General features: G+C 64.6%; 22 protein-coding genes and 2 pseudogenes. 12 read left to right on the top strand and 12 right to left on the bottom strand.

Going from position 1 to position 21347, the window contains the following annotated elements; translation table 11 throughout:
* Positions 1-61: 61 nt before the first annotated feature.
* From AB8Z38_RS16245 to AB8Z38_RS16255, 3 genes are all read left to right on the top strand, one after another.
* Positions 62-190, top strand: a complete 129-nt coding sequence (locus tag AB8Z38_RS16245) for a hypothetical protein (RefSeq protein ID WP_007600646.1) — start codon at positions 62-64, stop codon at positions 188-190.
* A gap of 257 nt (positions 191-447) precedes the next feature.
* The gene (locus AB8Z38_RS16250) at positions 448-696 is read left to right on the top strand and encodes a hypothetical protein (RefSeq protein ID WP_369726093.1); all 249 of its coding nucleotides are present in this window, start codon (positions 448-450) and stop codon (positions 694-696) included.
* Positions 697-1071: 375 nt separating this feature from the next.
* A complete protein-coding gene (locus tag AB8Z38_RS16255; protein WP_369726094.1) occupies positions 1072-1533 on the top strand; it encodes a universal stress protein in 462 nt (153 codons plus the stop codon).
* Positions 1534-1575: 42 nt separating this feature from the next.
* Here the strand turns inward: AB8Z38_RS16255 and AB8Z38_RS16260 are convergent, their stop codons facing one another.
* Positions 1576-2373 (bottom strand): adenylate/guanylate cyclase domain-containing protein, encoded by a 798-nt coding sequence (locus AB8Z38_RS16260; protein ID WP_369726095.1) that lies wholly within the window; start codon positions 2371-2373, stop codon positions 1576-1578.
* A gap of 133 nt (positions 2374-2506) precedes the next feature.
* Entirely contained in the window at positions 2507-2752 is a 246-nt protein-coding gene (locus AB8Z38_RS16265) for a hypothetical protein (RefSeq protein WP_369726096.1), read from the bottom strand.
* Positions 2753-2859: 107 nt separating this feature from the next.
* Between AB8Z38_RS16265 and AB8Z38_RS16270 the strand changes: the two genes are divergently transcribed.
* The gene (locus tag AB8Z38_RS16270) at positions 2860-3156 is read left to right on the top strand and encodes a hypothetical protein (RefSeq protein WP_369726097.1); all 297 of its coding nucleotides are present in this window, start codon (positions 2860-2862) and stop codon (positions 3154-3156) included.
* A gap of 53 nt (positions 3157-3209) precedes the next feature.
* Here the strand turns inward: AB8Z38_RS16270 and AB8Z38_RS16275 are convergent, their stop codons facing one another.
* The 6 genes and pseudogenes from AB8Z38_RS16275 to AB8Z38_RS16300 all read right to left on the bottom strand — a co-directional run bounded on the left by AB8Z38_RS16275 (position 3210) and on the right by AB8Z38_RS16300 (position 10208).
* A complete protein-coding gene (locus AB8Z38_RS16275; RefSeq protein ID WP_369726098.1) occupies positions 3210-4406 on the bottom strand; it encodes an adenylate/guanylate cyclase domain-containing protein in 1197 nt (398 codons plus the stop codon).
* A gap of 113 nt (positions 4407-4519) precedes the next feature.
* A complete protein-coding gene (locus tag AB8Z38_RS16280; protein WP_369726099.1) occupies positions 4520-5104 on the bottom strand; it encodes a HutD family protein in 585 nt (194 codons plus the stop codon).
* A 50-nt stretch (positions 5105-5154) separates the two neighbouring features.
* Positions 5155-6309, bottom strand: coding sequence for an ABC transporter substrate-binding protein (locus tag AB8Z38_RS16285; RefSeq protein ID WP_369726100.1), 1155 nt, complete (start codon positions 6307-6309; stop codon positions 5155-5157).
* A 27-nt stretch (positions 6310-6336) separates the two neighbouring features.
* A complete protein-coding gene (locus AB8Z38_RS16290; protein WP_369726101.1) occupies positions 6337-7185 on the bottom strand; it encodes an amidohydrolase in 849 nt (282 codons plus the stop codon).
* Between the two features lie 25 nt (positions 7186-7210).
* The gene (locus tag AB8Z38_RS16295) at positions 7211-8053 is read right to left on the bottom strand and encodes a shikimate dehydrogenase (RefSeq protein ID WP_369726102.1); all 843 of its coding nucleotides are present in this window, start codon (positions 8051-8053) and stop codon (positions 7211-7213) included.
* Positions 8054-8238: 185 nt separating this feature from the next.
* Positions 8239-10208, bottom strand: a pseudogene (locus AB8Z38_RS16300) (adenylate/guanylate cyclase domain-containing protein).
* On the opposite strand from AB8Z38_RS16300, the gene AB8Z38_RS16305 reads away from it, so the two are divergent.
* From AB8Z38_RS16305 to AB8Z38_RS16330, 6 genes and pseudogenes are all read left to right on the top strand, one after another.
* On the top strand, positions 10129-10302 hold the full coding sequence (locus tag AB8Z38_RS16305) for a hypothetical protein (protein WP_369726819.1): 174 nt from the start codon (positions 10129-10131) through the stop codon (positions 10300-10302). The pseudogene AB8Z38_RS16300 and the gene AB8Z38_RS16305 sit on opposite strands and share 80 nt — an antisense overlap.
* A 334-nt stretch (positions 10303-10636) precedes the next feature.
* Positions 10637-10942 (top strand): DUF2282 domain-containing protein, encoded by a 306-nt coding sequence (locus AB8Z38_RS16310; RefSeq protein ID WP_369726103.1) that lies wholly within the window; start codon positions 10637-10639, stop codon positions 10940-10942.
* A 47-nt stretch (positions 10943-10989) separates the two neighbouring features.
* Positions 10990-11898, top strand: coding sequence for a DUF692 family multinuclear iron-containing protein (locus tag AB8Z38_RS16315; RefSeq protein ID WP_369726104.1), 909 nt, complete (start codon positions 10990-10992; stop codon positions 11896-11898).
* Positions 11888-12666 (top strand): annotated as a pseudogene (locus tag AB8Z38_RS16320) (putative DNA-binding domain-containing protein). Before AB8Z38_RS16315 ends, AB8Z38_RS16320 begins: the two are co-directional and overlap by 11 nt.
* Positions 12666-13181: a DoxX family protein gene (locus tag AB8Z38_RS16325; RefSeq protein ID WP_369726105.1), complete on the top strand. Its 516-nt coding sequence runs from the start codon at positions 12666-12668 to the stop codon at positions 13179-13181. Before AB8Z38_RS16320 ends, AB8Z38_RS16325 begins: the two are co-directional and overlap by 1 nt.
* A gap of 138 nt (positions 13182-13319) precedes the next feature.
* Complete coding sequence (locus AB8Z38_RS16330; RefSeq protein WP_369726106.1) at positions 13320-14132, top strand: class I SAM-dependent methyltransferase; 813 nt, start codon at positions 13320-13322, stop codon at positions 14130-14132.
* Positions 14133-14163: 31 nt separating this feature from the next.
* Here AB8Z38_RS16330 and AB8Z38_RS16335 read toward each other — a convergent pair whose 3' ends face one another.
* A complete protein-coding gene (locus AB8Z38_RS16335) occupies positions 14164-15726 on the bottom strand; it encodes a L,D-transpeptidase (RefSeq protein ID WP_369726107.1) in 1563 nt (520 codons plus the stop codon).
* A 325-nt stretch (positions 15727-16051) separates the two neighbouring features.
* A complete protein-coding gene (locus AB8Z38_RS16340) occupies positions 16052-17488 on the bottom strand; it encodes a lipopolysaccharide biosynthesis protein (RefSeq protein WP_369726108.1) in 1437 nt (478 codons plus the stop codon).
* 273 nt (positions 17489-17761) lie between these two features.
* Here AB8Z38_RS16340 and AB8Z38_RS16345 point away from each other — a divergent pair, with 273 nt between their 5' ends.
* Both AB8Z38_RS16345 and AB8Z38_RS16350 read left to right on the top strand, forming a co-directional pair.
* Positions 17762-18850, top strand: coding sequence for a glycosyltransferase family 1 protein (locus AB8Z38_RS16345; protein WP_369726109.1), 1089 nt, complete (start codon positions 17762-17764; stop codon positions 18848-18850).
* 100 nt (positions 18851-18950) lie between these two features.
* The gene (locus AB8Z38_RS16350) at positions 18951-20018 is read left to right on the top strand and encodes an endo-1,4-beta-xylanase (protein WP_369726110.1); all 1068 of its coding nucleotides are present in this window, start codon (positions 18951-18953) and stop codon (positions 20016-20018) included.
* Positions 20019-20063: 45 nt separating this feature from the next.
* On the opposite strand, the gene AB8Z38_RS16355 is transcribed toward AB8Z38_RS16350, so the two are convergent.
* Positions 20064-21062: a glycosyltransferase family A protein gene (locus AB8Z38_RS16355; RefSeq protein ID WP_369726111.1), complete on the bottom strand. Its 999-nt coding sequence runs from the start codon at positions 21060-21062 to the stop codon at positions 20064-20066.
* Between the two features lie 31 nt (positions 21063-21093).
* The gene (locus tag AB8Z38_RS16360) at positions 21094-21276 is read right to left on the bottom strand and encodes a hypothetical protein (RefSeq protein ID WP_369726820.1); all 183 of its coding nucleotides are present in this window, start codon (positions 21274-21276) and stop codon (positions 21094-21096) included.
* Between the last annotated feature and the right edge of the window lie 71 nt (positions 21277-21347).

Consider the following 21347-nt stretch of genomic DNA (forward strand, 5'->3'; position numbering starts at 1 on the left):
GAACCCGTTCTGATGCCCCGGGATGTATCAATCAGCCGCCCTCTCTCCGCAGGAGACCTCCATGACCAGTGAAAAAGGCCCGAACATCAAAAAGAAGCAGAAGTGCAAGAATTGCGAAGGCAAAGGCTTGCTCAAGAAGGGCGACAAGGTGGTGAAGTGCCAGCGCTGCAAAGGCACGGGGGTGCGGTGATGTTGCGTTGATAGCCTCGCTTGCCCCCGCCAACTCCGTCAAGCTGACGTCGACTTTTATTCAAGTTTTTTGCTCTATCAACTACAGAAGGTTATCTGTAACGCGGACATCAATTGTCCCGTGGCGCGAGACAGACGCGCGTGAGCGGCTGCCATTGATGCCGCCGATGTGACGGATCGTGAAAACACGTGCCGATTGTGACGAGCGTGGCCGCGCCTTAAGTGAACAGACGTGCCGGCTTCCCTGGAGATAATGCGATGCGTTCCCTTTTGAGCTTGGGCTTTCTCATTGCCCTCAGTGCCTCGGCCAATGCCGCGACGGTCGACCACCAACACCGCAGACACGCCGTGACGCGTCAGGATCATCCCGGCGTGGTCATGAGCCCCGCTCCCTATGATGCCTACGCCGGGCCCTATGGCGCCTACGCCGAGCCTCGTCCACGTGTCTACTTCAACGACCAACCGGATCCTCTGGTGGATTCCCCCTACAAGAACTGGGGAGGCTAGAGCATGTTTCGGCGAGCCGCGTAGCGGCTTTCCGAAATCATCATGCGCAAACAAAACGGATCAATTGTCGCGCGGTGCAGGGCGATCGCATTCAACACCGTGCTCCCTGCGGCCGATCCTTCGAGACGCCCGTCTTGGCGGGCTCCTCAGGATGAGGGCGGAGTGCGCGGTCGCAGTTTCAGCGGGCGCCGATGCCGGTTAGGCCGGCCAACAGCCATGTGCGATGGCCCCGACCCCAGTGCGGGCCGCTCGCGCGATAGCTAGCAAGTGCGCCATCACTGTCGTGAGAGGCCGGCAAAACCGCATGGACCCTCCGCTTGTATCGGCTCATATTGGCCAGGCATCACTTTGTTCAATGAACAAGGGAGCCTGCGAATGTATGCCAACATTCTCTTGAGCACGGACGGATCGGACGTTGCGAGAAAAGGCGTCGAGCATGGCATTGCCCTGGCAAAGGCCTTGAACGCCAAGCTGACGATCATCACGGTGACCGAAGCGCTGCCGGTCGACTATGGCGGCGGACACACCTCGGGATGGATTCCGACGCAGGAAGAAGTCGACAGCTATGACGCGGCCTGCAAGGCCCGCGCGGGCCAGGTGCTCGAGGAAGCGCGCGGCATGTCGGAGCAGGTCGGCAAGCCTGCCGAACTTTTGCATGTTCCGAATGCGCACCCAGCGACCGCGATCATTGAAACCGCAAAGTCCCTGGGCTGCGACTTGATCGTGATGGCCTCTCACGGGCGTCGCGGCCTCAGGAAGCTGTTTCTGGGCAGCCAGACATCCGAGGTCCTGGTCGACGGAAGCATTCCGGTGCTGGTGGTGCCGAAGCCGGCATAGATGATCCTGCAGGGCTTGCCCGGCGCCGCCCGGTTGTCCGCATCAATGCTCGACCCGGTACAGGCGCCAGCGCTCCGGCACGCCCTTGAGGCGATGCATGCCGTGATCCCTCAGACGGATCGCCGACTGCGACATCACCAGGTCCTTGACCGCGCTCGAGACCAGGACTTCGCCGGCGCGCGCTTTCGCGGCAACACGGGTGCCGATGTGGAAGGCGAGACCAACCATTTCGCCGCCGCTCACCGTATACTCGCCGGCATGCAAGCCCACCCTGATCTCGAGGCCCAGCGTGCGCACGGCTTTCTGAATCGCGGTCGCGCAGCTGATGCCGGCGGCGGGCGCCTTGAACGTCGCCAGCACGCCGTCGCCCGTGGTCACGACTTCCTTGCCGCGCGAGCTCTTCAGTTCTTTGCGGACCGCCGCGTAATAGTGGCCCATGATCTTGGTCCAGCGCGCATCGCCGAGCTTTGCGGCCTGTTCGGTGGAGCGGACGATATCGACGATCAGGATGGTGGCTAGGGCCTGCTTGAGCTCAGCGCTGCGTTCGGCGGACCGGCGCCGGCTTGCGATCGGTCCGGCCAGCGGTTCATAGCGATGATTGCGCCGCCGCGCGATCGCGGCCTTGGCATAGTCCTGGGCGCGCTGCGCCGTGCGGCAACGGACTGTCTTCTCCTGCGGCAGACGGGTCCAGCACACCTTGCGCCCGGCTCCGGCGCCATGGACCTCGACGGCGCCCCATTTCAGGAACACCACCGAGCCGACCCGCCTGATGCACCACGCCTTCGAGGTATATCCGGAAACGTTCGATTGATGGATTCCAATGCGCAGGAATTTGGGCATGAACGAGCGGCCAGTCGCAGGAACGTTCGGGCGGACTTGGCGTAAACCGTAGTCACACAATCCTGCGTTGGCAACAGCATGCACCGTTACGGCGGCGACAGCGCAAAGGACATCGAGGCGGGGTTGGCCTTCGCTATTCCATCCACCTCTTGGCCTTCAGGTCGCGGATGCGCTGCTCCGCCTCCTGCTTCGACGTGACGATTTCGGACTCGTCGGGCACGCGCGCCTCCCTGCTCAGCCGCTTCAGCTGTTCGAGTTGTTCGGGCGTCGGTTTTTCGCTCATGTGGCGTCCTCCGGAACTCTGCTCGCAACCGGCCGCATCGACGAAGGTTCCTCGGTCGCGCGACGCATACTCGTCCTGCCTGCTTTCGGCTGCCACGATTCTTCACGCCGGCTCAGGAACGCTCACGCGCCGGAATCTTTTTCTCTGCGGTCCCCTTCGTCGGCTGCACCCGACCGAACCGCAATCAGGCAAAGGATATCAAGATGAAAGCGCTTATGATGATGGCCGGGCTCGCGGCGGCTCTCCTGGCTCAATCTCCCGCCTTCGCGCAAGGTGCGGGTGCGTCCAGGATCGGCTCGAGCATCGACTCCCCTGGCACCGGCGGCACGACGGGAGCGGGAGCTTCCAGTCTCAATACCTCTTCGGACAACAACGGCGGCGGATCGAACGCGCCCGCCAAATCGAGCACGTCCCGGCCCGAGGATAACGATACACGGCAAAGCCAGGGCGGCCAGATGGGTGGTCCGGGCCCCGGCACCTCGGGAACGAACCGCAAATAGCCGCGGCGACAAGCCGCGAGACCGGTTGCGCGCCTGACCCCGCGATCACCGCTTCAGCCGTGAAACGCAAACAACTCGATCGGCTCGCTGAAGCCGCGCACGGCGTGCTCCCCCACCCGCTCGAGCTCGAACTGCGGCGCTACCTGCTCCGCAAAGGCGCGAGACAGCAGCACCGTCTTTCCCAGCTGCTTGGTGAGGGCCTCCAGACGCGAGGCCATGTTGACGGCGGGACCGATGACGGTGAAGTCGAGCCGGGTGCTCGACCCGATATTGCCGTACATGACGTCGCCGACATGGACGCCGATGCCGTAGTTCAGCGGTGCGCGGCTACTCGCGCTGTTGCGCTGGTTCAGGGCGGCCATGGCCTGACGGGCCTCGGTCACGGCATGCAGCAGGTTCGCGCACGCGTTGGGCTCGTCGAGCGGGAAGATAGCGAGCAGGCCGTCGCCGATGAATTTCAGGATCTCGCCGCCGTGGCGCGCAATCGGCTCCGACATCGCGTCGAAATAATCGTTGAGGAGATCGATGACATCGTCGCGCGGCCAATTGTCCGAGATCCTGGTGAACTCGCGCAGGTCGCAGATCATGATCGCGGCGCGGACCGTGGTGCCGGTGCCGCGCCTGGTGGCGCCGGCCAGGATCAGCTCGCCGGCATGGGAGCCGACATAGGTCTCGAGCAGCGTTCGCGCCAGACGGTTCTTGACGCGGATCTCGCTGACCAGCGCCAGCACCGGCAGCAGCTTCTTGAGGCCCGCAATATGCGCGTCGTCGAAACCGCCGGGATTGTCGGTCGCGAAGGTGACGATGTGCCGCTTGCCGAGCGTATGATAGAGCGGCCAGGCCACGTAGTCGGTCAGGCCCTTCGCCCGCATCTCGTCATAGAGTGCGTGCTTGCGGCCGAGCGACGGATCCTGTTCGAGGCGCTCACGCACCTCGACGGCTCCCTCGTGGATTTCGTTGGCGGAGCTGCCGATATATTCGGATCGCTCCCGCACGTCGAAATCGACCCGCGCGATCTCCGCCTCGCGCATGCCGTCGGACCACAGGATACGGGCACCGAGCCATTGCGGGTGCTGGATCAGGACGTGAAGCGTCGAGCGCTTGAGGGGAACGCCGGCCTGTTGGAGCCGGATGCACATCTCGGCAAAGATGTTGTCGATGAAGCGCTGATCGCGCGTGCCGTTGGTCAGCCAGTCGATGACGGCGTCGCTGCCGGCACGGACAGAGTCGTTGTTTGGCGGCGCGTTCATATGCTGTCCTCGGCGGCGATCTGCAACCCCGCACATATCGGGTTCCGGCGCGACGGCGTCAACCTGGCCAGTTGCCCGGATTGTGCGCATCGGGCCGATGGACAAGACTACCGCTAACCGACCAGCTGTATCGAGCCCAACACCGCCAGCCCTGAAACGAGCGCGAGTTTCGAGGCCTCGGTCAGCTCGACCTTCAGCGTGCTGCCGTCAGCAAGTGCGAAATTGTCCGCGTCGAGGCGAATGCTGCAATCGCCGCAAGCGGCGTAAAGGAGATGCGTACCGGCGGACAATTGCCGATCGCCGGGCTCTCTGAGCGCCAGAAGCTCGATCTCCGCCGCGCCACGCCGCGCCATCAGGTTCACGACCTCGACCGGACCGGCTTCGAGCTCGGTCATGATCTCAAGCTCGCCGCTGAAGCGCACCGGGGTGAACGGCTCGCGTTCATCGAATTCCTGGCCGCGCGCCTTGAGCACCAGCCCGCGCCCGCCGACGACCATCTGCAAGCGGTCGATGCCGGACATGTGGGAGAACGGCCCGGGCGCCACGATCGGCGTCGCGGCGAAGCGCCAGAGAAGGCTGTCCCAATCCTTCAGCCTTGCATCGGCGCGATGGGCATCCGCAATATCGGTGAAAATGCCGCCGCCGTTCTTCCAGGGCGAGCGGGTGTAGTCTTCAGGTTTCAGCAGCGTGGTTTTCATGGATTGGGGCTTACCACAAAAAGCATCCTTCTTCACAGATGCCGCGCGCCTCACTCCCCCTTGCCGCTCTTCAGCTTCGGAAGGGTCTCGACGATCTTCTGCTTGCCGTCGACGATCTCGGCGAGAAAGCTCGCGCGGTCGATATCGCCGTTCTGGTCCCAGCTGGCCTCCATCAGAATACCGGGTGTTTTGTCCGGCGTCAGGGTCAGGCCCTTCATCATTGCGCCAAAGGTCTTGCTGTCGAACTTGCCGATCTTCTCAGTGACGTATTTGACGAGATAAACGGCGGTGTAGCCTTTGATGCCGTTGTGGTCGGGCCGGTACTTGTAGCGCTCGCTGAATTTCTTCGTGAACTCCTCGATCGCGGGCACGGGCGCGTCGGCGCTGAGGCCGACATGGCCGCGCACGCCGTTGGCGGCGGGGCCGGCGAGCTCGACCACCTTTTGGCTGAGCAGCGTGGTCTCGCCGAACAGCGGCGTCGCGAGATTTTGCCGCTTCGCCTCGATCAGGAAGCGAGCGCTCTCCTCCTCGTTGGTGTAGACAAAGATCGCGTCGGCCTTGGCGCTCTTCAGCTTGATCACGTCGGCGCCGAAATCGACCTGGCCCTGCTCGGTGGAGATATCGGCCGCGATATCAATGTTGCGCGCCTTCATCTCCTTCACGAAATTATCGCGGCCGCCCTTGCCGAAATCATTGTTGACCCAGACCACCGCGACCGACTTCACCTTGAGCCGGTCGTGCAAGTAGTTCGCGATCTTCGGCATCGAGAATTGCTGGCCAAAGGCGGTGCGAAACACCCACGGGTTGCCTTGCGTGGTGATGTCGGCGGCCTCGGCGCCGACGATCTGCGGAATTTCGGCCGCTTGCGTCAGCGCCATGTTGACCTTGACCGAGCCGGAATAGATCGGCCCGAGTACGACATAGGGATCCCTGTCCAAAACCTTCTGCACCTGCGCGCGCGAGATGCCGGGATTGCTCTGGGTGTCGAGATGCTCAGTCTGGATCTTTCGGCCCAGAATGCCGCCGGCATTGTTGATCTCGTCGACCGCGAGCGCGACGCCGTCGCGCCAGTTGGTGCCGGAGACGGCGCCGGGCCCGGACAGCTCGACGACATCGGGGATGTAGACGGTGGTCTGCGCGCCGGCCGCGCCCGCCCACAGTGATGCCGCGATGGCGATGCCGAACGGCCCTGCAAGATGCCTCATGACGTCCCTCCCATTTTGCTTCGTTCGTTATCTTGTCCGGTCCGTACCGCCGTCGAAGCCGAGCAGCCTTGCCGGCGTTCGCCACAGCAGCCGATGCTGGTCGCCGGGATCCGGAAACAGCTCCGTCAGGACCGCGAGCAGCGGCCCGTAATCGAGCCGTTCGGGCGCGCGCAGGAACGGGTAGTCCGATCCCCAGACGCATCGGTCGAGCGTGAAGGCTTCGACGAGCGCGGCGATGAACGGCCGGGCGTCCTCGTAAGGATGCGGCTGCTGCGAGAATTTGTAATGGCCGGAGAGCTTGACGTGCGCGTCGCGCTCACGGCCGATGGCGAGCAGCGTCTGGAAGGCCTTGCCTTGCAATCCCTGCGCAATCGAGGGGCGTCCGCAATGGTCGAACACCAGACGCACCGGTGATTTTTCGATGAGCGGCAACAGCGGGATGAGCTGATCGATCTCGACCTGGATTTGCAGGAACAGTCCGAGGCGCGTCAGCTTCTCCAGCAGCGGCGCTGCCTTGAGATAATATTCGGCGCCATGGAACGGCACGTTGAAGGCGACGCCGATCACGCCGGCGACTTTCAGCCGCTCGAGCTCTTCAAGCTCGACGTCGTTCTCGACGACGGCGACGCCCCTGAAACGGCCGCCACCCTGCCTCAAGGTGTCGAGCAGGATGCGGCTGTCGCTGCCATAGCCGGTGTTGGTGGCCACCACGAGCGCGTGGCGGACATCGAACGCGTCGAACACGCGAATGAGCTGCGCGGCGGGCGCGATCTCCTGGCCGGTCGGCCGGTAGGGCGTATCGGCACCATACGGAAAGCGGACGGGATCGACGACATGGATATGACAGTCGATCTTGGGGCACGCCGGCAAGGTCATGGCGGACAACTCCCCGATGCAGGCGTCAGAACGTTGCCTCGATCGTCGTGATCAGCTCGGGCGTCACGTCCGGCATAACGCCGAACCAGGCCTTGAAGGCGAGCCGCGCCTGGTTGAGCAGCAGGCCGAGCCCGTTCACCGTCACGCAACCGCGCGCACGGGCCTCGGCCAGGAACGGCGTCTCGAGTGGGGTGTAGATGAGATCAGCCACGAGTGTCGCAGGCCGCAAGCGCGACAGGTCGATCTCCAGCGCGTCCTTGCCGACCATGCCGCGATCGGTGCAGTTGACGAGCAGCGCGACGTCCGCGAGTGTGGCGCCGCGATTGTTCCAAGCCACCGTGCTGACGGCCGCGCCGAAGTCCTTGGCGAGCGCCTGCGCCTTCTCAGGCGTACGGTTGGCGATACGGATCTCGCGCGCGCCGTTCTCCAGCAGCGCCACGACCACGGCACGCGACGCGCCGCCGGCTCCCAACAGCAGGATCGGCCCCGCATCGCCGCGCCAGTCGGCCCTGGCGTCGCGCAGGCTCTGCACAAAGCCGTTGCCATCATTGTTGAAGCCGGAAAGCGTGCCGTCCGCTTCGACGACGATGGTGTTGACGGCGCCGATGCGTTTTGCGGTTTCGTTGACGCGGTCGAGCAGTGTCATCACCGTCTGCTTGTGCGGCATGGTGACGTTGCAGCCGCGAAAGCCAAGCGCAATCAGCCCGTCGAGCGCATCCTCGAGCCGCTCAGGTTTCACTGCGAGCGGCACATAGCTGCCGCGAATGCCATGCGCCTTCAGCCAATAATTGTGAATGACCGGCGAGCGCGAATGCCCGACCGGCATGCCGATGACACCTGCCAGCCCGAATCCATCCGCCTGCGACATGCTGCGCTTCCATCCTCGACAGCGCCATTCGGCGCGCGACCATTTTATTTGGTCGACTGTACAAGACAATTAGAGGGAATGGCTAGTGCGTGCAATCTGAATCTGGCGGCCATGAAGCAAGCAAGGGGCGGAACGACGCGCCACGGTGGTGCGCATTCGCGCGATCGCCTGTCCTCGCCTCCCGGCTACTTCGTGGTCAGCGCCGCGACCGGCCGCCACGCCGCATCGGGGGCGGTCGCCGCGAGCAGCCGGCACCGGTCGCGCATCAATTCTGCCGGGCGATCATGGCCGCGTTCGCTCAACACGGCTTCGAAATCGGCGAGCGCTGCGGCAAACCGGCGTTCGCGATAATTGGCGAGGCCCTGCGCGTAGCGGCCGATCCAATCGGGCGTCTCGCCGCCGTCCTCCCCGGCAAGCCCGATCAATTCGTAGACCGGAAAGCCCTCCTCGCGCCCGTACACCGCGATGCTGTCGATCTCGCGCGTCACAATGGCGCCGCGTGCCAGGCGTTCGGTGGCCTCACCAATCAGGATTTGCGTGCCGAAAGACTTGTTGGCGCCCTCGAGGCGGCTTGCGACGTTCACGGCGTCGCCGATCACGGTGTAGTTCAGGCGCAGCTCCGAGCCGATATTGCCGACCAGCATGCGGCCGGAATTGATCCCGATCCGGATCCCGAGCGGCTGGCCGAGGTCGTCGGAAAGGCCCGACGCTGCGATCGCGCTTCGGCACTCGAGCGCTGCGCGACAGCAGCGCAGCGCGTGATCGGCCTGCGGCTGCGGCGCGCCCCAGAACGCCATCACGGCGTCGCCGATGAACTTGTCGATGGTGCCGCCATTGGCGACGACGGCCTCGGAGGCGAGGTCGAGATAGCGCGACAACAGCGGCACCACGCGATCGCCGAGCCGCTCGGAGAGCCCGGTGAAGCCGGCGATGTCGACGAACATCACGCTGAGCTCCTGGATGCTGCCGCCGGGCCTGGCCTCGACGCCCTGGCGCAGCAACGCGCGGACGAGATCGGCCGGGATGAATTTGCGGAACGCGGACAGGCCGGCCGCCATCTCGGCGATGGCGCCCGACAGGCTCGCGATCTCCTTCAGCCGCGACGGATGCCGGCGGACCTGCTCCAGCGCGAACGCTTCGACATGGCGGAGCTCGCCGACGACGCGCGACAAGGGCGCGGCGATGACGGAACGCGCCAGCGCCGCCGAGGCCAAGGCCGCGAGCACGGCGCCGATGGCGAGGCCGAGGATCAGCCGTCGCAGCGTCGTCTCGACCGGCCCCAGGAACTCGGCCTCCGGGATCACCGTCGCAAGCGACCAGCCCGGAAACGGCAGTGGCGCGAGCGCGACTTCATAGGCCGCGCCGTCAGCGACAAGCCGGCTCCGCCATGCGTCCTTGCGGCCGGCATCGCCGGCCTTTGCCAGCGCCAACTGCGCCAATGGCAGCAGCTTGTTCTCACGGTGAGCGACGTGCAATTCGTCGGCGTTCATGTCGGGCGCGGCGACGAGCTCGCCGCCGCCGTCGAAGATGAAAGCGCTGCCCGTGCGTCCGACCTCGAGCTGCGACAGGAAGCGCGCGAGCCTTGTATACTCGATCATGATCGCGAGGACGCCCTGGCGCTCCTGGTAGACGTCGATCGGTCCGGCAAAGGCAATCGACGGCCGCTCGCCGGTCGGATGGTCCAGCACCCTGAACCATTGCGGCCCGTCGGCCGCCAGGCCGGTCTTGAACCAGGCGCGGTCGGCGACGCGAAATTCGGTCGGCTCGAAGCGGCGATTGGCGAATTCGATGTCCCCGGGCACCACGTCATATTCGTCGATGCGGCGCTGGCCGGGATGATCGGTCAGCGATATCTCCATCATCTCGAGGCGGCGGTCGCCGAGCTTGTGCGCGGCGAAGAAGGACCCGTCGGGCCAGCCGAACGCGACCCAGGAGATCGTGGCCTGCGACTGCAATTGCGACAGGAAGACGAATTCGCGCTTGTCGGCCTCGCGGGTGTCGAGCACGTTCTGGAGAAACAGCGTGCGGATCGCGTGTGTGCGGCGCGCGCCTCGTCGACGATGGCCGAGACCTCCTTGCGCACCGCCGCCACGATCTGCTCGTTGATGGTCGAGGCGAGCTGCCGGCTGGTCGCCTCCGCCGTCCGCCACCACAACAGGCTGGAGAGCGCGGCCGTCAGCAAAATCGCGGTGAGGACCAGCGCCGAGATGGCCAGGCGGATGCTGACCGTCAGCCTGGTGATCGCGTGAAGCTGCCGTCCGGGGTCGACATTCATCGCTGTTTCCGCCTTGGGGCCGGGGCATCGCTCCCGAATCGCTGTACGCGACCCCACCCCCTTTCGTTACGTCTGGCAGGCCCGGCCGGCCAGGGCCAATGCTCTCCGGCTAACGTCTCGATAGCACCAAGGCATTGGATTTGGCCGGCCACTTGCCCGCAAATCCGGCCCTGGCGCACGGCCTGTGCACTCACCCAACGGTCTCACGGACTCGTGAGCGGCTCTAAGGTAACGCGGGTCGTGGACGAGGCGAATGGGACAATGCGCTGCACGCTTGCCAAGCAATGCCATCTCAACAGGAGAATCCGATGTCTGCCAAACTTGCCGTCACCACGCTCGTTCTCGCCGGCGCCATGTCGACCGCGCTCGCAACGCTCGCCGCCGCCGCTCCGCTGACCAAGGCGGAGGCCGATGCGGCCGTCGCCGCCAAGAAGGAAAAATGCTTCGGCGTCGCGTTGAAGGGCCAGAACGATTGCGCTGCAGGACCGGGCACGACCTGCCAGGGCACCTCGACCACCGATTTCCAGGGCAATGCGTGGAAGTTCGTCCAGGGCGGCACCTGCGCCAGCATCGATCTGCCGAACGGCAAGAAGGGCTCGCTCAAGCCGGTGTAAAGCCACCGCTTCGCGATCACGAGAACAAGGGACAGCGGAGAGAAACCATGACAATCGCGCCCGACGCGTTCGTGATGCCCCTCCGCTATTCCGTCCCGATCGGCGGCGTTGCCGGAACGAGCTTCAAGCCCGAGCACCTGCAGGCGATCCTGAGCGCAGGCCGGCAACGCGGCTTTTTCGAGGTTCACGCGGAGAACTACATGGGCGCGGGCGGGCCGCCGCATCGGGCGCTGGAGGCGATCCGCCGCGATCACCCGCTGTCGCTGCATGGCGTCTGCATGTCGATCGGCGGACCGCAGCCGCTCGACAAGGCGCACCTGGCCCGATTCCGCAGCCTGGTCGCGCGCTACCAGCCGGCGCTGGTGTCCGAACATCTCGCCTGGTCGACACACGAGACCAGCTTCTTCAACGACCTTCTGCCGCTGCCATACACAGAGGCGACGTTGCGCAATGTGTGCGATCATATCGACCAGGTGCAGGAGGCGATCCGCCGGCCGCTGCTGCTGGAAAACCCCTCCACCTATGTCGCCTTCCGCGAATCATCGATGAGCGAGACCGCCTTCATCGGCGCCGTTGCCGAACGCACCGGCTGCGGGCTGCTGCTCGACGTCAACAACGTCTTCGTGTCCGCGACCAATCATGGTTTCTCGGCACTCGAGTATCTCGCGGACTTCCCGCTCTCGCGCGTCGGGGAAATTCATCTCGCCGGTCACGCCGAGCAAACCGACGACGACGGCGATCTGCTGCTGATCGACAGCCATGACGGCCCGGTCGCGGACGCCGTGTGGAAGCTGTACGAGATCGTCATCCGGCGCTGCGGTCCGGTGCCGACGCTGATCGAGTGGGACAGCAATATCCCGGATTGGCCGGTCCTGCAGGCCGAGGCTGCCGCCGCGCAAGTCATCCTCGATCGCTATGGTCGAGCCGCACCGACGGGAGATCGCGATGCCGCCTGAGCAGGATCTCTCGTTTGCCGCGGCCTTCGTGCCGGCACTGCTCGATCCGACGCGTCCTGCGCCCCCGATCGTGACCGGCCGGGACGGCAAGGCCGCCGGCAAGCGCTACGATATCTACCGCAACAACGTCACAGTCAGCCTGATCGACGCACTGGCGGCGATCTATCCGGCGGTGCAGCGCATCACCGGCCCCGATTTCTTCCGCGCTATGGCGCGCTCCCATGTTCGCCAGACCCGCCGACCTCGCCGCTGCTGTTCGACTATGGCCGCGACTTTCCGGCCTTCATTGAGGCCTACGAACATGCGCGGCCGCTGCCCTGGCTTGCCGACGTCGCCCGCATCGAACGGGCCTGGCTCGACGCCTATCACGCGCGCGACGCCGCGCCGCTCGCGCCGGCGCAGCTGTCCGCGGTTCCCCCGGATCGGCTGGGCGATCTCGTTTTTACCCGTCACCCGGCGGCGTGGGTTGTGCGGTCGCAATTCTCGGCGGTGACGATCTTCGCCGCCAACCGCGAGACAGCGCCGGTCGAACGCATCGACGCCTCGATGCCGGAAGACGCGCTGATCACACGCGCTGAATTCGACGTCACGGTCCGGCACCTTCCGCCGGGTGGCGCGGTGTTCGCGGCCAATCTGATGTCGGGCCGGCCGCTCGGCGAGGCCGCCGCGTTAGCACTGCAGGCGTCATCCGATTTCGACATCGCTTCGAATATCGCCGGCTTGATCGAGGCCGGCGCATTCACCTCGATTGCCCCTGGAGACGCATGATGATCACGGACCAACGCCTGGCGGCCGGCGGGATGCCGACACTCGGGTTGCTCATCGAGAAGGCCGATCATCTGGTGCAGACCATCGCGTCGCCGTCGATCGTCCAACTGGTGCTGCGCGTCGCGCTTGCCGTGCCGTTCTGGCGCTCCGGCATTCTCAAATGGGGCGGCTTCCTGAGGCTCAACGACACCGCGGTGACGCTGTTCACGGACGAATTCATGCTGCATCTGCCGGGCGGCCCCTATCACTATCCGGCGCCGACGGTGATGGCGTTCCTGTCAGGGTGCGGCGAGATCACCTTCCCGATCCTGCTGGTGCTGGGTCTCGGCACGCGGTTCGCTGCGCTCGGACTGTTGTTCATGACGGCGATCGTCGAGCTCACCGTGCCCGACGGCTGGCCTGTGCATATCACCTGGGCGGCGATGGCGCTCGGCATCATGGCTTACGGATCGGGGCGGGTCTCGCTCGACCACCTGATCGGCCGGGCACTTGGCCACGCCGCGGAGATGCGCTGAGCCTGGACTCCTCCCCCACTCACCCTTGCGTCCCTGTTCGGAGCAACCGGCCGGGGTCGCCTTATGGCTGGCGCGCTAAAGCGCAACCACCGCTAACTCTGTGGTATGCTTCACGTACAGGCATTCCGCGAGGCGACCATGTCCAATGCCGATAAGGTCTTTGCCGGCTCGGTCCCGGGGATCTACGACACCTATTTCGTTCCGCTGATCTTCTCCGACTACGCCGACGATATGGCAAGGCGCGTGGCGGCGCTCTCACCCTCGGCCGTGCTCGAAACTGCCGCAGGGACCGGCGCGGTGACGCGCGCAATAGCCGCCGCGCTGCCTCACGGCTTCCGCTACGTTGCGACCGACCTGAACGAGCCGATGCTTGCGATCGCGGCGCAGCGCCAGGGCGAGGACCAACGCATTTCCTGGCGCCAGGCGGACGCATCGGCCTTGCCGTTCGATGATGCCGAGTTCGACACGGTCTGCTGCCAATTCGGTGCCATGTTCTTTCCGGATCGCGTCAAAGCCTATGCGGAGGCAAAGCGCGTCCTGGAACCGAATGGCACGTTCCTGTTCAATGTCTGGGACCGCATCGAGGAGAACGTGTTCGCGCACGATGTCACGATGGCTCTCGGCAAGCTGTTTCCCGACGATCCACCCCGCTTCATGGCCCGGACGCCGCACGGCTACTGCGACCAGGCGATCATCAGAGCCGACCTGGAACGCGCAGGTTTTGGCCCTGTCTCGATCGAGATACGGCCGGCGCTAAGCCGCGCGCCGACGCCCGACCTTGTGGCGTTCGCCTACTGCCAAGGAACGCCGCTGCGCGGCGAGATCGAGGCAAGGGATGCGAGCAAACTTCAGGCTGCGACCGATGCCGTTGCCGAGGCAATCCGAAAGCGTCACGGATCCGGACCGGTCGAGGCCAAGATTCAAGCCCTGGTGATCACGGCGCGGCCGTAATGGCGGGGCCAGCCAGGCTCCGCTCCGCTCCCTACCAAAAGCTCCGCTGCATCGGCTGCGCCGGTTGATAGTACTGGTACTGGCCGCCGCGGCGGTGCGGATTGACGGGCTGCGGGTAGGGCTCGCGCGGCTGGAAGAAGAAGCCGAAGCCGTTGCCGCCATTGTCCCAGCCGTCGCTGCTCGCGACGTCCATCGGAGGCGCGGTCGGCTTGCGCGTGATGAAGCCGCCCTGCGGATGGTTGCTCAGCACCGCGACGAATTCGGTGCGGTAGTTGGTCTCGGCGCTCAGCGGCTCGTCCGAGATGATGATCGAGGAGCGCGGCAACGCCGTCGGTGCGATGCGATCGAGCACCTCCTGCGGAATGGTGATGCGATCGAGCGCGTCCCTGGCGTTGTCGCCGTCATCAATGCTGACAACGCTCCAGCGCAGGCCCGAATCATTTTTCGCCATCGCCGTGAAGATATGCGTGCCGAGCGGCTGGTCGGGATTGCGGATCGTGACGGGGACCTCGATGCTGGTATCGAACACCTCGCCGCCACCGTCCGGCGCCGGCTTGTGGGTATTGCGCCGTACGTAAAGCTTCTGGGTTGCGCGGCTGATGTAGACCGAGACCGGCTCGAGCGCGAGCTTTGCATCGGTCGCTGCTTTGACGGCGTCGGCCTTCCTGGTCGCGGCGGCCTTGGCGGCCTCCTTTGTAGCGGCAACCGCATCGCGCTTCGGCTGCGCGGCAGCCTTGGCGGCATCGAGCTGGGTTGCGGCATCGGCTGCCTTAGCCGCGGCCTTGAGCTTCAACTCGTCGGCCTTTGCCTTGGCCTGGTCGTTCCTGGCATTCGCAACCAACTTGTCGGCATAGGCGTTTTCGGCGTCGGCGCGGGCCTTCTGCTGCTCCAGCTTGCGCAGCGACGCGGGGAGCGATTGAGCGTCTTTCGCTGCCGCGGCGGCGGCCTTCTTGGCCTCGTCGGCAGCTCTCGTGGCCTCCTCGGCCTCGGCGGAGAGCTTGTCGGCGCGCGCCGGGGCTGCCGCAATGGCATCCTTGCTCGGCACGAACAGCGCGGGATGCGAGAAATCGACCGGAGCGGCGTCGTTCGGCGAAATGATCACCCGCATCCCGATGTTCGTCTTGTCAAACAGATTCTCGGCGAAGCCGAACGGCATCCGCACGCAGCCGTGCGAGGCCGCATAGCCGGGCAGCGGCCCGCCGTGCAGCGCGATGCCGTTCCAGGTGATGCGCTGCATGTTCGGCATCCAGGCATCGTCATACATGGTCGAATGATGGTCCTTGTCCTTCTCGATCACCGCGAAGACGCCGGCGGGCGTCTCGCGGCCGGTGGTTCCGGTCGAGACCGGCGCACGCAGGATCCAGCCGTCGGCGTCGTAGAAGGTGACCTGCTGGCTCTTGATCGACACGATTGCCATGATCGGCTCGCCGGCTTCGCGCTGCGCCACCGCTTCGAGGGGCTGATGCGCCTGCTTGGCCGCAGCGCTGCCGGGCGACCCGGCCAGCGCGGCCAGCGCGGCCAGCGCCGCAATGCCGACTGGCCCCCAGCGCCGCTTCGTCACGGTGGACTGCGCCGTCGTCAATCGGTCGTTCATGCCATACCCCGGTCGTCGAATGCCTGTCTGCACTTGCGTCGCTCATCTGTCAGATTGCGATCTTTGCATTAAGAAATCGCAGCCACTTTCCGTTCCGTATCCGGCGATATTCGGTCCGCACCGTGACATGGCTCTCATATACGACCGCCCGCGCGGGCGGAAGGGCGCTACGGGGCCAAGCTAGTCCGGAGCTGGCTGCGAATCGGTCCGGCGGAATCTCCGTCCGCGGCGGCGAGGACAGGATGTGACCGAGATCACGGAGAATTGCGTCAGACCGCGGCTGGGCCGTAGATGGCGACCGAGACCGCGTCCTGTCGGGCCCGCCCTAAACGCCCAGCGCCTTGCGATTGAAGGTTCGCACGAAGCGCAGGGACAGGGTGCGCACATTCGCGACGTTGAGCAGCCACGCCGCAGCTGCGTAAGCGAGGCCGCCCGCGACGCTCACCACGACGAGCGAGAGGAAACCGGTGCCAGTGACCTGCGACCGTGCAGCGAGGATCGCGCCGGCCATCGCTGCGGCCGAGATGGCGACGCCGGCGAGCCGGTTGATTTCGAACGGCACGGGATGGGCGCGGTGCATCAGGGTCAACGCAACGACCAGGCCGATGGCCTCGGTCGCAAGCGTCGCCAGCGCCGCGCCGTAGAGGCCGTAGCCCGCCACCAGCCCGAACATCAAGGCCACGCTCACGACCAGCGTGACAAACGACTGCGCCGCCAGCATGAACGGCCGCTCGGCAAGCTGGAAGCTGATCTGCACATAGAACTGATTGGCGATGCCGAAGAAGCGAGCGAGCACCAGAATCGGCAATAGCGCCGACACGCCGGCGCGAAAATCGACGCCGACGAGCGTGCCTGCCACCTGATCCGCCGCGAGCGCAAGCCAGACCGCAACCGGCGCGACGACGACGAGCAGCAGTTCGAGGCTCTCGGTCAACCGCTCCCGCGTCGCGTCGTTGTTTTTCTCCGACAGCGAGCGGAACACCAGCGGCACGGTGGCCGCTGCAACGCTGCCGGCGATCATGACCATGAACTGACGCGGCAGGTCGGCGGCCACGCCAAAGATGCCGGCGGCATCCTTGCCGAGCAGCCAGGCGACGATGAGCCGGTCGCTGGTCGAGTAGAGCGCGACAGAAAGGCCTGCCAGCGTCAGCGGCAGGCCGTAGCGCGCGAGTTGCGTGAACTGGCTGCGTGAAAAGCGCGCGATCTTGGTGCGATCGCCGACGAGATTGAGAACGATGCCGGTCAGTGAGCCCAGGCCGAACGCCGCGAGCAGGCCCATGCCGCCCCAGCCCAGCCAGATGCCAAGCAGGCCGAAGCCGACGCTCGACACGCTGCGTACGATCGAGATCATCGCGAAGCGATAGGGGCGCAGCTTGGCGCGCTCGAACTCCTGGCCGACATCGACCGCATTCGACATGATCGCGACGAACATGCTGGCGAGCACCAGCTCGACACTGACGTCGCTGCGGAACAGGAACACCAGCGGGGTCGCGGCGCACATGGCAACGACCGTCAGCGCGAACGCGACCATCGCTGTGCCGCGAAAATCGACCTCCGACGACATCGCCTGGTAGCGCGACACCGACAGCTTGATCCAGACGAAGAAGATCGCGCCCAGAATTCCGGCAATGCTGGTGCCGACGACGTAGACGCCATACTCCGCCGGCGTCAGCAGCCGCGTGTAGGCGGTGACCGCGAAGAAGCCCACCGCCGCAGGCAGGATATGGGCGACAAGATAGATGGAGAAATGGCGATTCAGCATGCGTGCACGGGACCGGCGGCCTTGAAATCGAACGGCCGTTAATCAGTTGGACCTTGGCTTGACGATCAAAGCTTGGCGATCGGACTGCGCCGCAGCATCTCCCAACATAGTCATTTAAGTCTGCAGATCGGCCGCCGAATGGGGCGGGCCCATCGGTTTCGCGCGTTAGCGTTAAGTTTGCCCTGTCCTTGAACGCGCCGCCGCGATCACCGAAAAGAAACCATGATTTTAAAGCCTCGCCCGAGGTTTGGTTAACGCGTGGACGTGGCTAAAATGGACGTTGTCGAACGTGTAAGGGCAAACCCTGCCTCCCTGCCCCATGGCGGAACGGATGCGTCCCTGGTCCCGGCGGCCCCTGTGGACGGGCGCGAGCGGATGACACTCAATTTGTTCTTCGAGGAGCGGGACGACCGCTGGTTTCCGGGCGACCGCCACGTCCGGCCGCTGCTGCGGCGGATGCTGCTCGGAAAATCCTGGATCAGTGGCCAGCGCCGCGTGTTCCTCAATCTCTGTGCCGGGCTCGACCGGGTCGGCATCCGCTACCGGGTCAACGATTACGGCTACATTCGCAAGCATCCGGAGGAATTGGCCTGCATCATCGGGCGTCCCTTCGTGCTCGACTGGTTCGCGTGGCAAAATCCGCTTCTGCTCGGGGTCGCCATGTACAACCATCCCGTGGATGCACCGGAGCATCTGAAGGACTTGCACACCAGGACCATCCTTGTGCCCTGCGACTGGTATGCGGAGATGTGCCGGCCGTACTGGCCGCATGTCGAGGTCTGGCCGGTCGGCATCGAAACCGATCTGTGGACTGAGACCGCCGCCGAGCAGAAGAGCGTCGATGTGCTGCTCTATGACAAGGTGCGCTGGGAACACGAGCGCTACGCGGGCGAACTGATCGAACCGATCCGTAAGCATCTCGAAGCCAGCGGCCGCTCGGTCGAATTGATCCGCTACGGTCACTACATGGAAGACGACTACAGAGCGGCGCTGGCGCGCTGCCGCAGCATGGTGTTCCTGTGCGAGCATGAGAGCCAGGGCATCGCCTGCCAACAGGCGCTGTCGAGCGGCGTGCCCGTGTTCGCGTGGAATCGCGGCGGCCCGTGGCAGGATCCGGAGTATTTTCCGAACAAGGTGAGATACGAAGGCGGCGTGTCCTCGGTGCCCTATTTCGACGCACGTTGCGGCCGCACGTTCATCGACGCGAACGGCTTCGTCTCCGGCTGGAGCGAGTTCTGGTCGCAGGTCAGCGCCGGCGACTTCGCACCTCGCGATTATGTGATGGACAATCTCACGCTCGAGAAGGGCGCGCTGCACTATTACGGGATCGCTGAAGCGGCGATGCAGCGTCAGGCGCGCTGACAACACTGTTCGCGAAAGTTAACCCAACAACAGGAAATCGCGGCGTCGCAAGGCGCCGGTTGGTACATTGGCGCGTTGGTTCCGAAAGGACGGTCGCCACATGGTGAAACTCGACAGACGCGATTTTCTGCTCGGCAGCGCTGCCACGCTCGCAGCGGGCGCGTCGGCGTCGGCACTTCCGGCCTCGAAACTTGCGCAGCGCCGTCCGGGCTATGGCGCCGCCGCCACGCTCTGGGACCTGCAGGCCGATCCGCGGCTCGGTGAGGCGATCAGCACCTATTGCACCCAGGTGGTGCCGGTGCTCGAACTGAAATGGCCGATGCTGCGGCCGGACGCGCACACGTTCGCCTTCGAGCGCGCCGATGCCGTCTATGATTTCGCGGTGAACAACGACCTGACCATGCGCGGCCACACGCTCGCCTGGTATCACGACATTCCGGACTGGACCAAGCAGATCAAGGATTCGAAAGGCGTCGAGCGCGCCTACGTCGACCACATCAACACCGTCGTGTCCTACTACAAGGACAAGCTGACCTCGTGGGACGTCGTCAACGAGCCCATCCCCGACAATCCCAAAACCGTCACCGACCGGCGCGACACGTTCTGGACGCAGCATCTCGGCGACCGCTGGATTCCGCTCGCCTTCCGCACCGCAGCGGCAGCCGACCCCTACGTCAAGCTCGCGATCAACGAATACGATATCGATCGGCGAAGGATTCTGTTCATCGCCAAGCGCGCGGCCTACCGCAATCTCATCATGAGCCTGCTCGACCAGGGCGTGCCGCTGCACGCGGTCGGACTGCAGTCGCATCTGCATGCCGAACTCGAGATCGACACCCATGGGCTCGCCGAGTTCGTGACCGAGCTGCGCGCGTGGGGCCTGGAGGTGTACGTCACCGAACTCGACGTCGACGATCAGAAGCTGACAGGAAGTCCTTCGGAGCGCGATGCCATCGTCGCCAAGCGCGTCGATGATCTCTTGACGGCGATTGCGACCAGCGGGCCGGTGCGTTCGATCCTGACCTGGGGCATTTCCGATCGTTACAGCTGGCTCAACCGCACCGTCGCCGGGAAGGAGAAGCAACCGAGCCGTCCGCTGCCGCTCGATGGCGAGTTCAAGCCGAAGCCGTTCATGGATGTGATCAGCAGGTTCACGAAAGACGTCTAACGGCCAGATGTTGTGCCAGGAGATTGTCCATCTGGACCGCGATGCTTAACTCGACAGCAGCGCGCGCGCGGCGCGGGCAAGGCGACGACCGGCGGTCTTCTGCCGAAGTGCCTCGGTCCAGTCGAACATACTTGAATTGACATCATAGTCGCCCCGTTGAGCTTCCGGTATCGCGCCGGCCACGATGCGTGAGATCAAGTGCGGCAATTCCCGATAGAATGCGTCCGTGCGATACGGTGGATGGAGCGAGTAGATCCCGGCTCCTGAACCGAGAAAGTCGATTCGGGACAGTCCCTTGCTCATCATGGCTGCTGTAAGAATCTCCTCGGCTGGCATCGACAGCGGCGACTGGCGAAACAATCGAGCGCGGATCCGGCGTCTGAGATTCGGACGCACCAAGTCCAGCGCCCCGATCGATGCATCGAACCGGGCTTGATCGATGACGAAGATCCGCGTGCTCACGCTGCGAAAGCGGTAGGCCGGGTAAGCGGCGGCCAACCGCTCGGGCGGTCGGATACCGGTCAACCCCGGAAACGATCCATGCAAATCGCCGAGTGTCCCGTCAGCGCGAGGCGGACCCGGGAGTGGTCCGGCGAACAGCGTATCCGGCGTCGTCCTCAGCCAGCCGATCGCCTCCTCGAGCCAGACCTGGCTGCCGCCGCCAAACAGCATGTCGCTGTCCATATGCACCACATATTCCGCATCCGCCTTCAGCAGACCGTAGAAATAGGCATGGAACGGTCCGCCATCGAAGGCCTTTTCCGGATAAGCGCGGCTTGTGGAGAAGTAGCGCTGCCGAACGGACTCAAGCGCCGCCGGCGAATAGTCGACTTCGGCAATTTCCGCCTTCGACGATTGCCGCGCGATGGCCTCGAGGAGCGCGAACAGGCCTCTGCGGCTCTCGTCATAAGCATTGCCGCTGTAGCGGCCGCTCTTGCTCCGCCTGGTGTCGACTGTGAACACGATACGATCGACCTGATCGCCCCATACCTCAAGCTGATGCGGAAGCGTGTGGACCGCATGGCGCACGTCCAGCGGATGCAAGTTGATCTGAAGCGCGGATCTGAAGCGCATTTCACTTCTCCTTGCCGATGAACGGCTTGGACGCAAACCGCCCGGACAGCGACACGTCCTCATCGTTAACGAGAACATAATGCCGTGTGTAACGCGTCAGCCAAGTGTCGATGCTGTCGCCGAGCAGCGAAAAGCGCTCGATATCCTCGGCATAGCTGGCAGTCAGCAGTGCAACGGAATGCATAAGGCGTGTTTAAAATGGCGTTTGAGTCCCACTCATACTCGCGACGCGGTGAGCTGGGAATTCACTTTCCG

The organism is Bradyrhizobium sp. LLZ17 (assembly GCF_041200145.1).
Classification (GTDB): Bacteria; Pseudomonadota; Alphaproteobacteria; order Rhizobiales; family Xanthobacteraceae; genus Bradyrhizobium.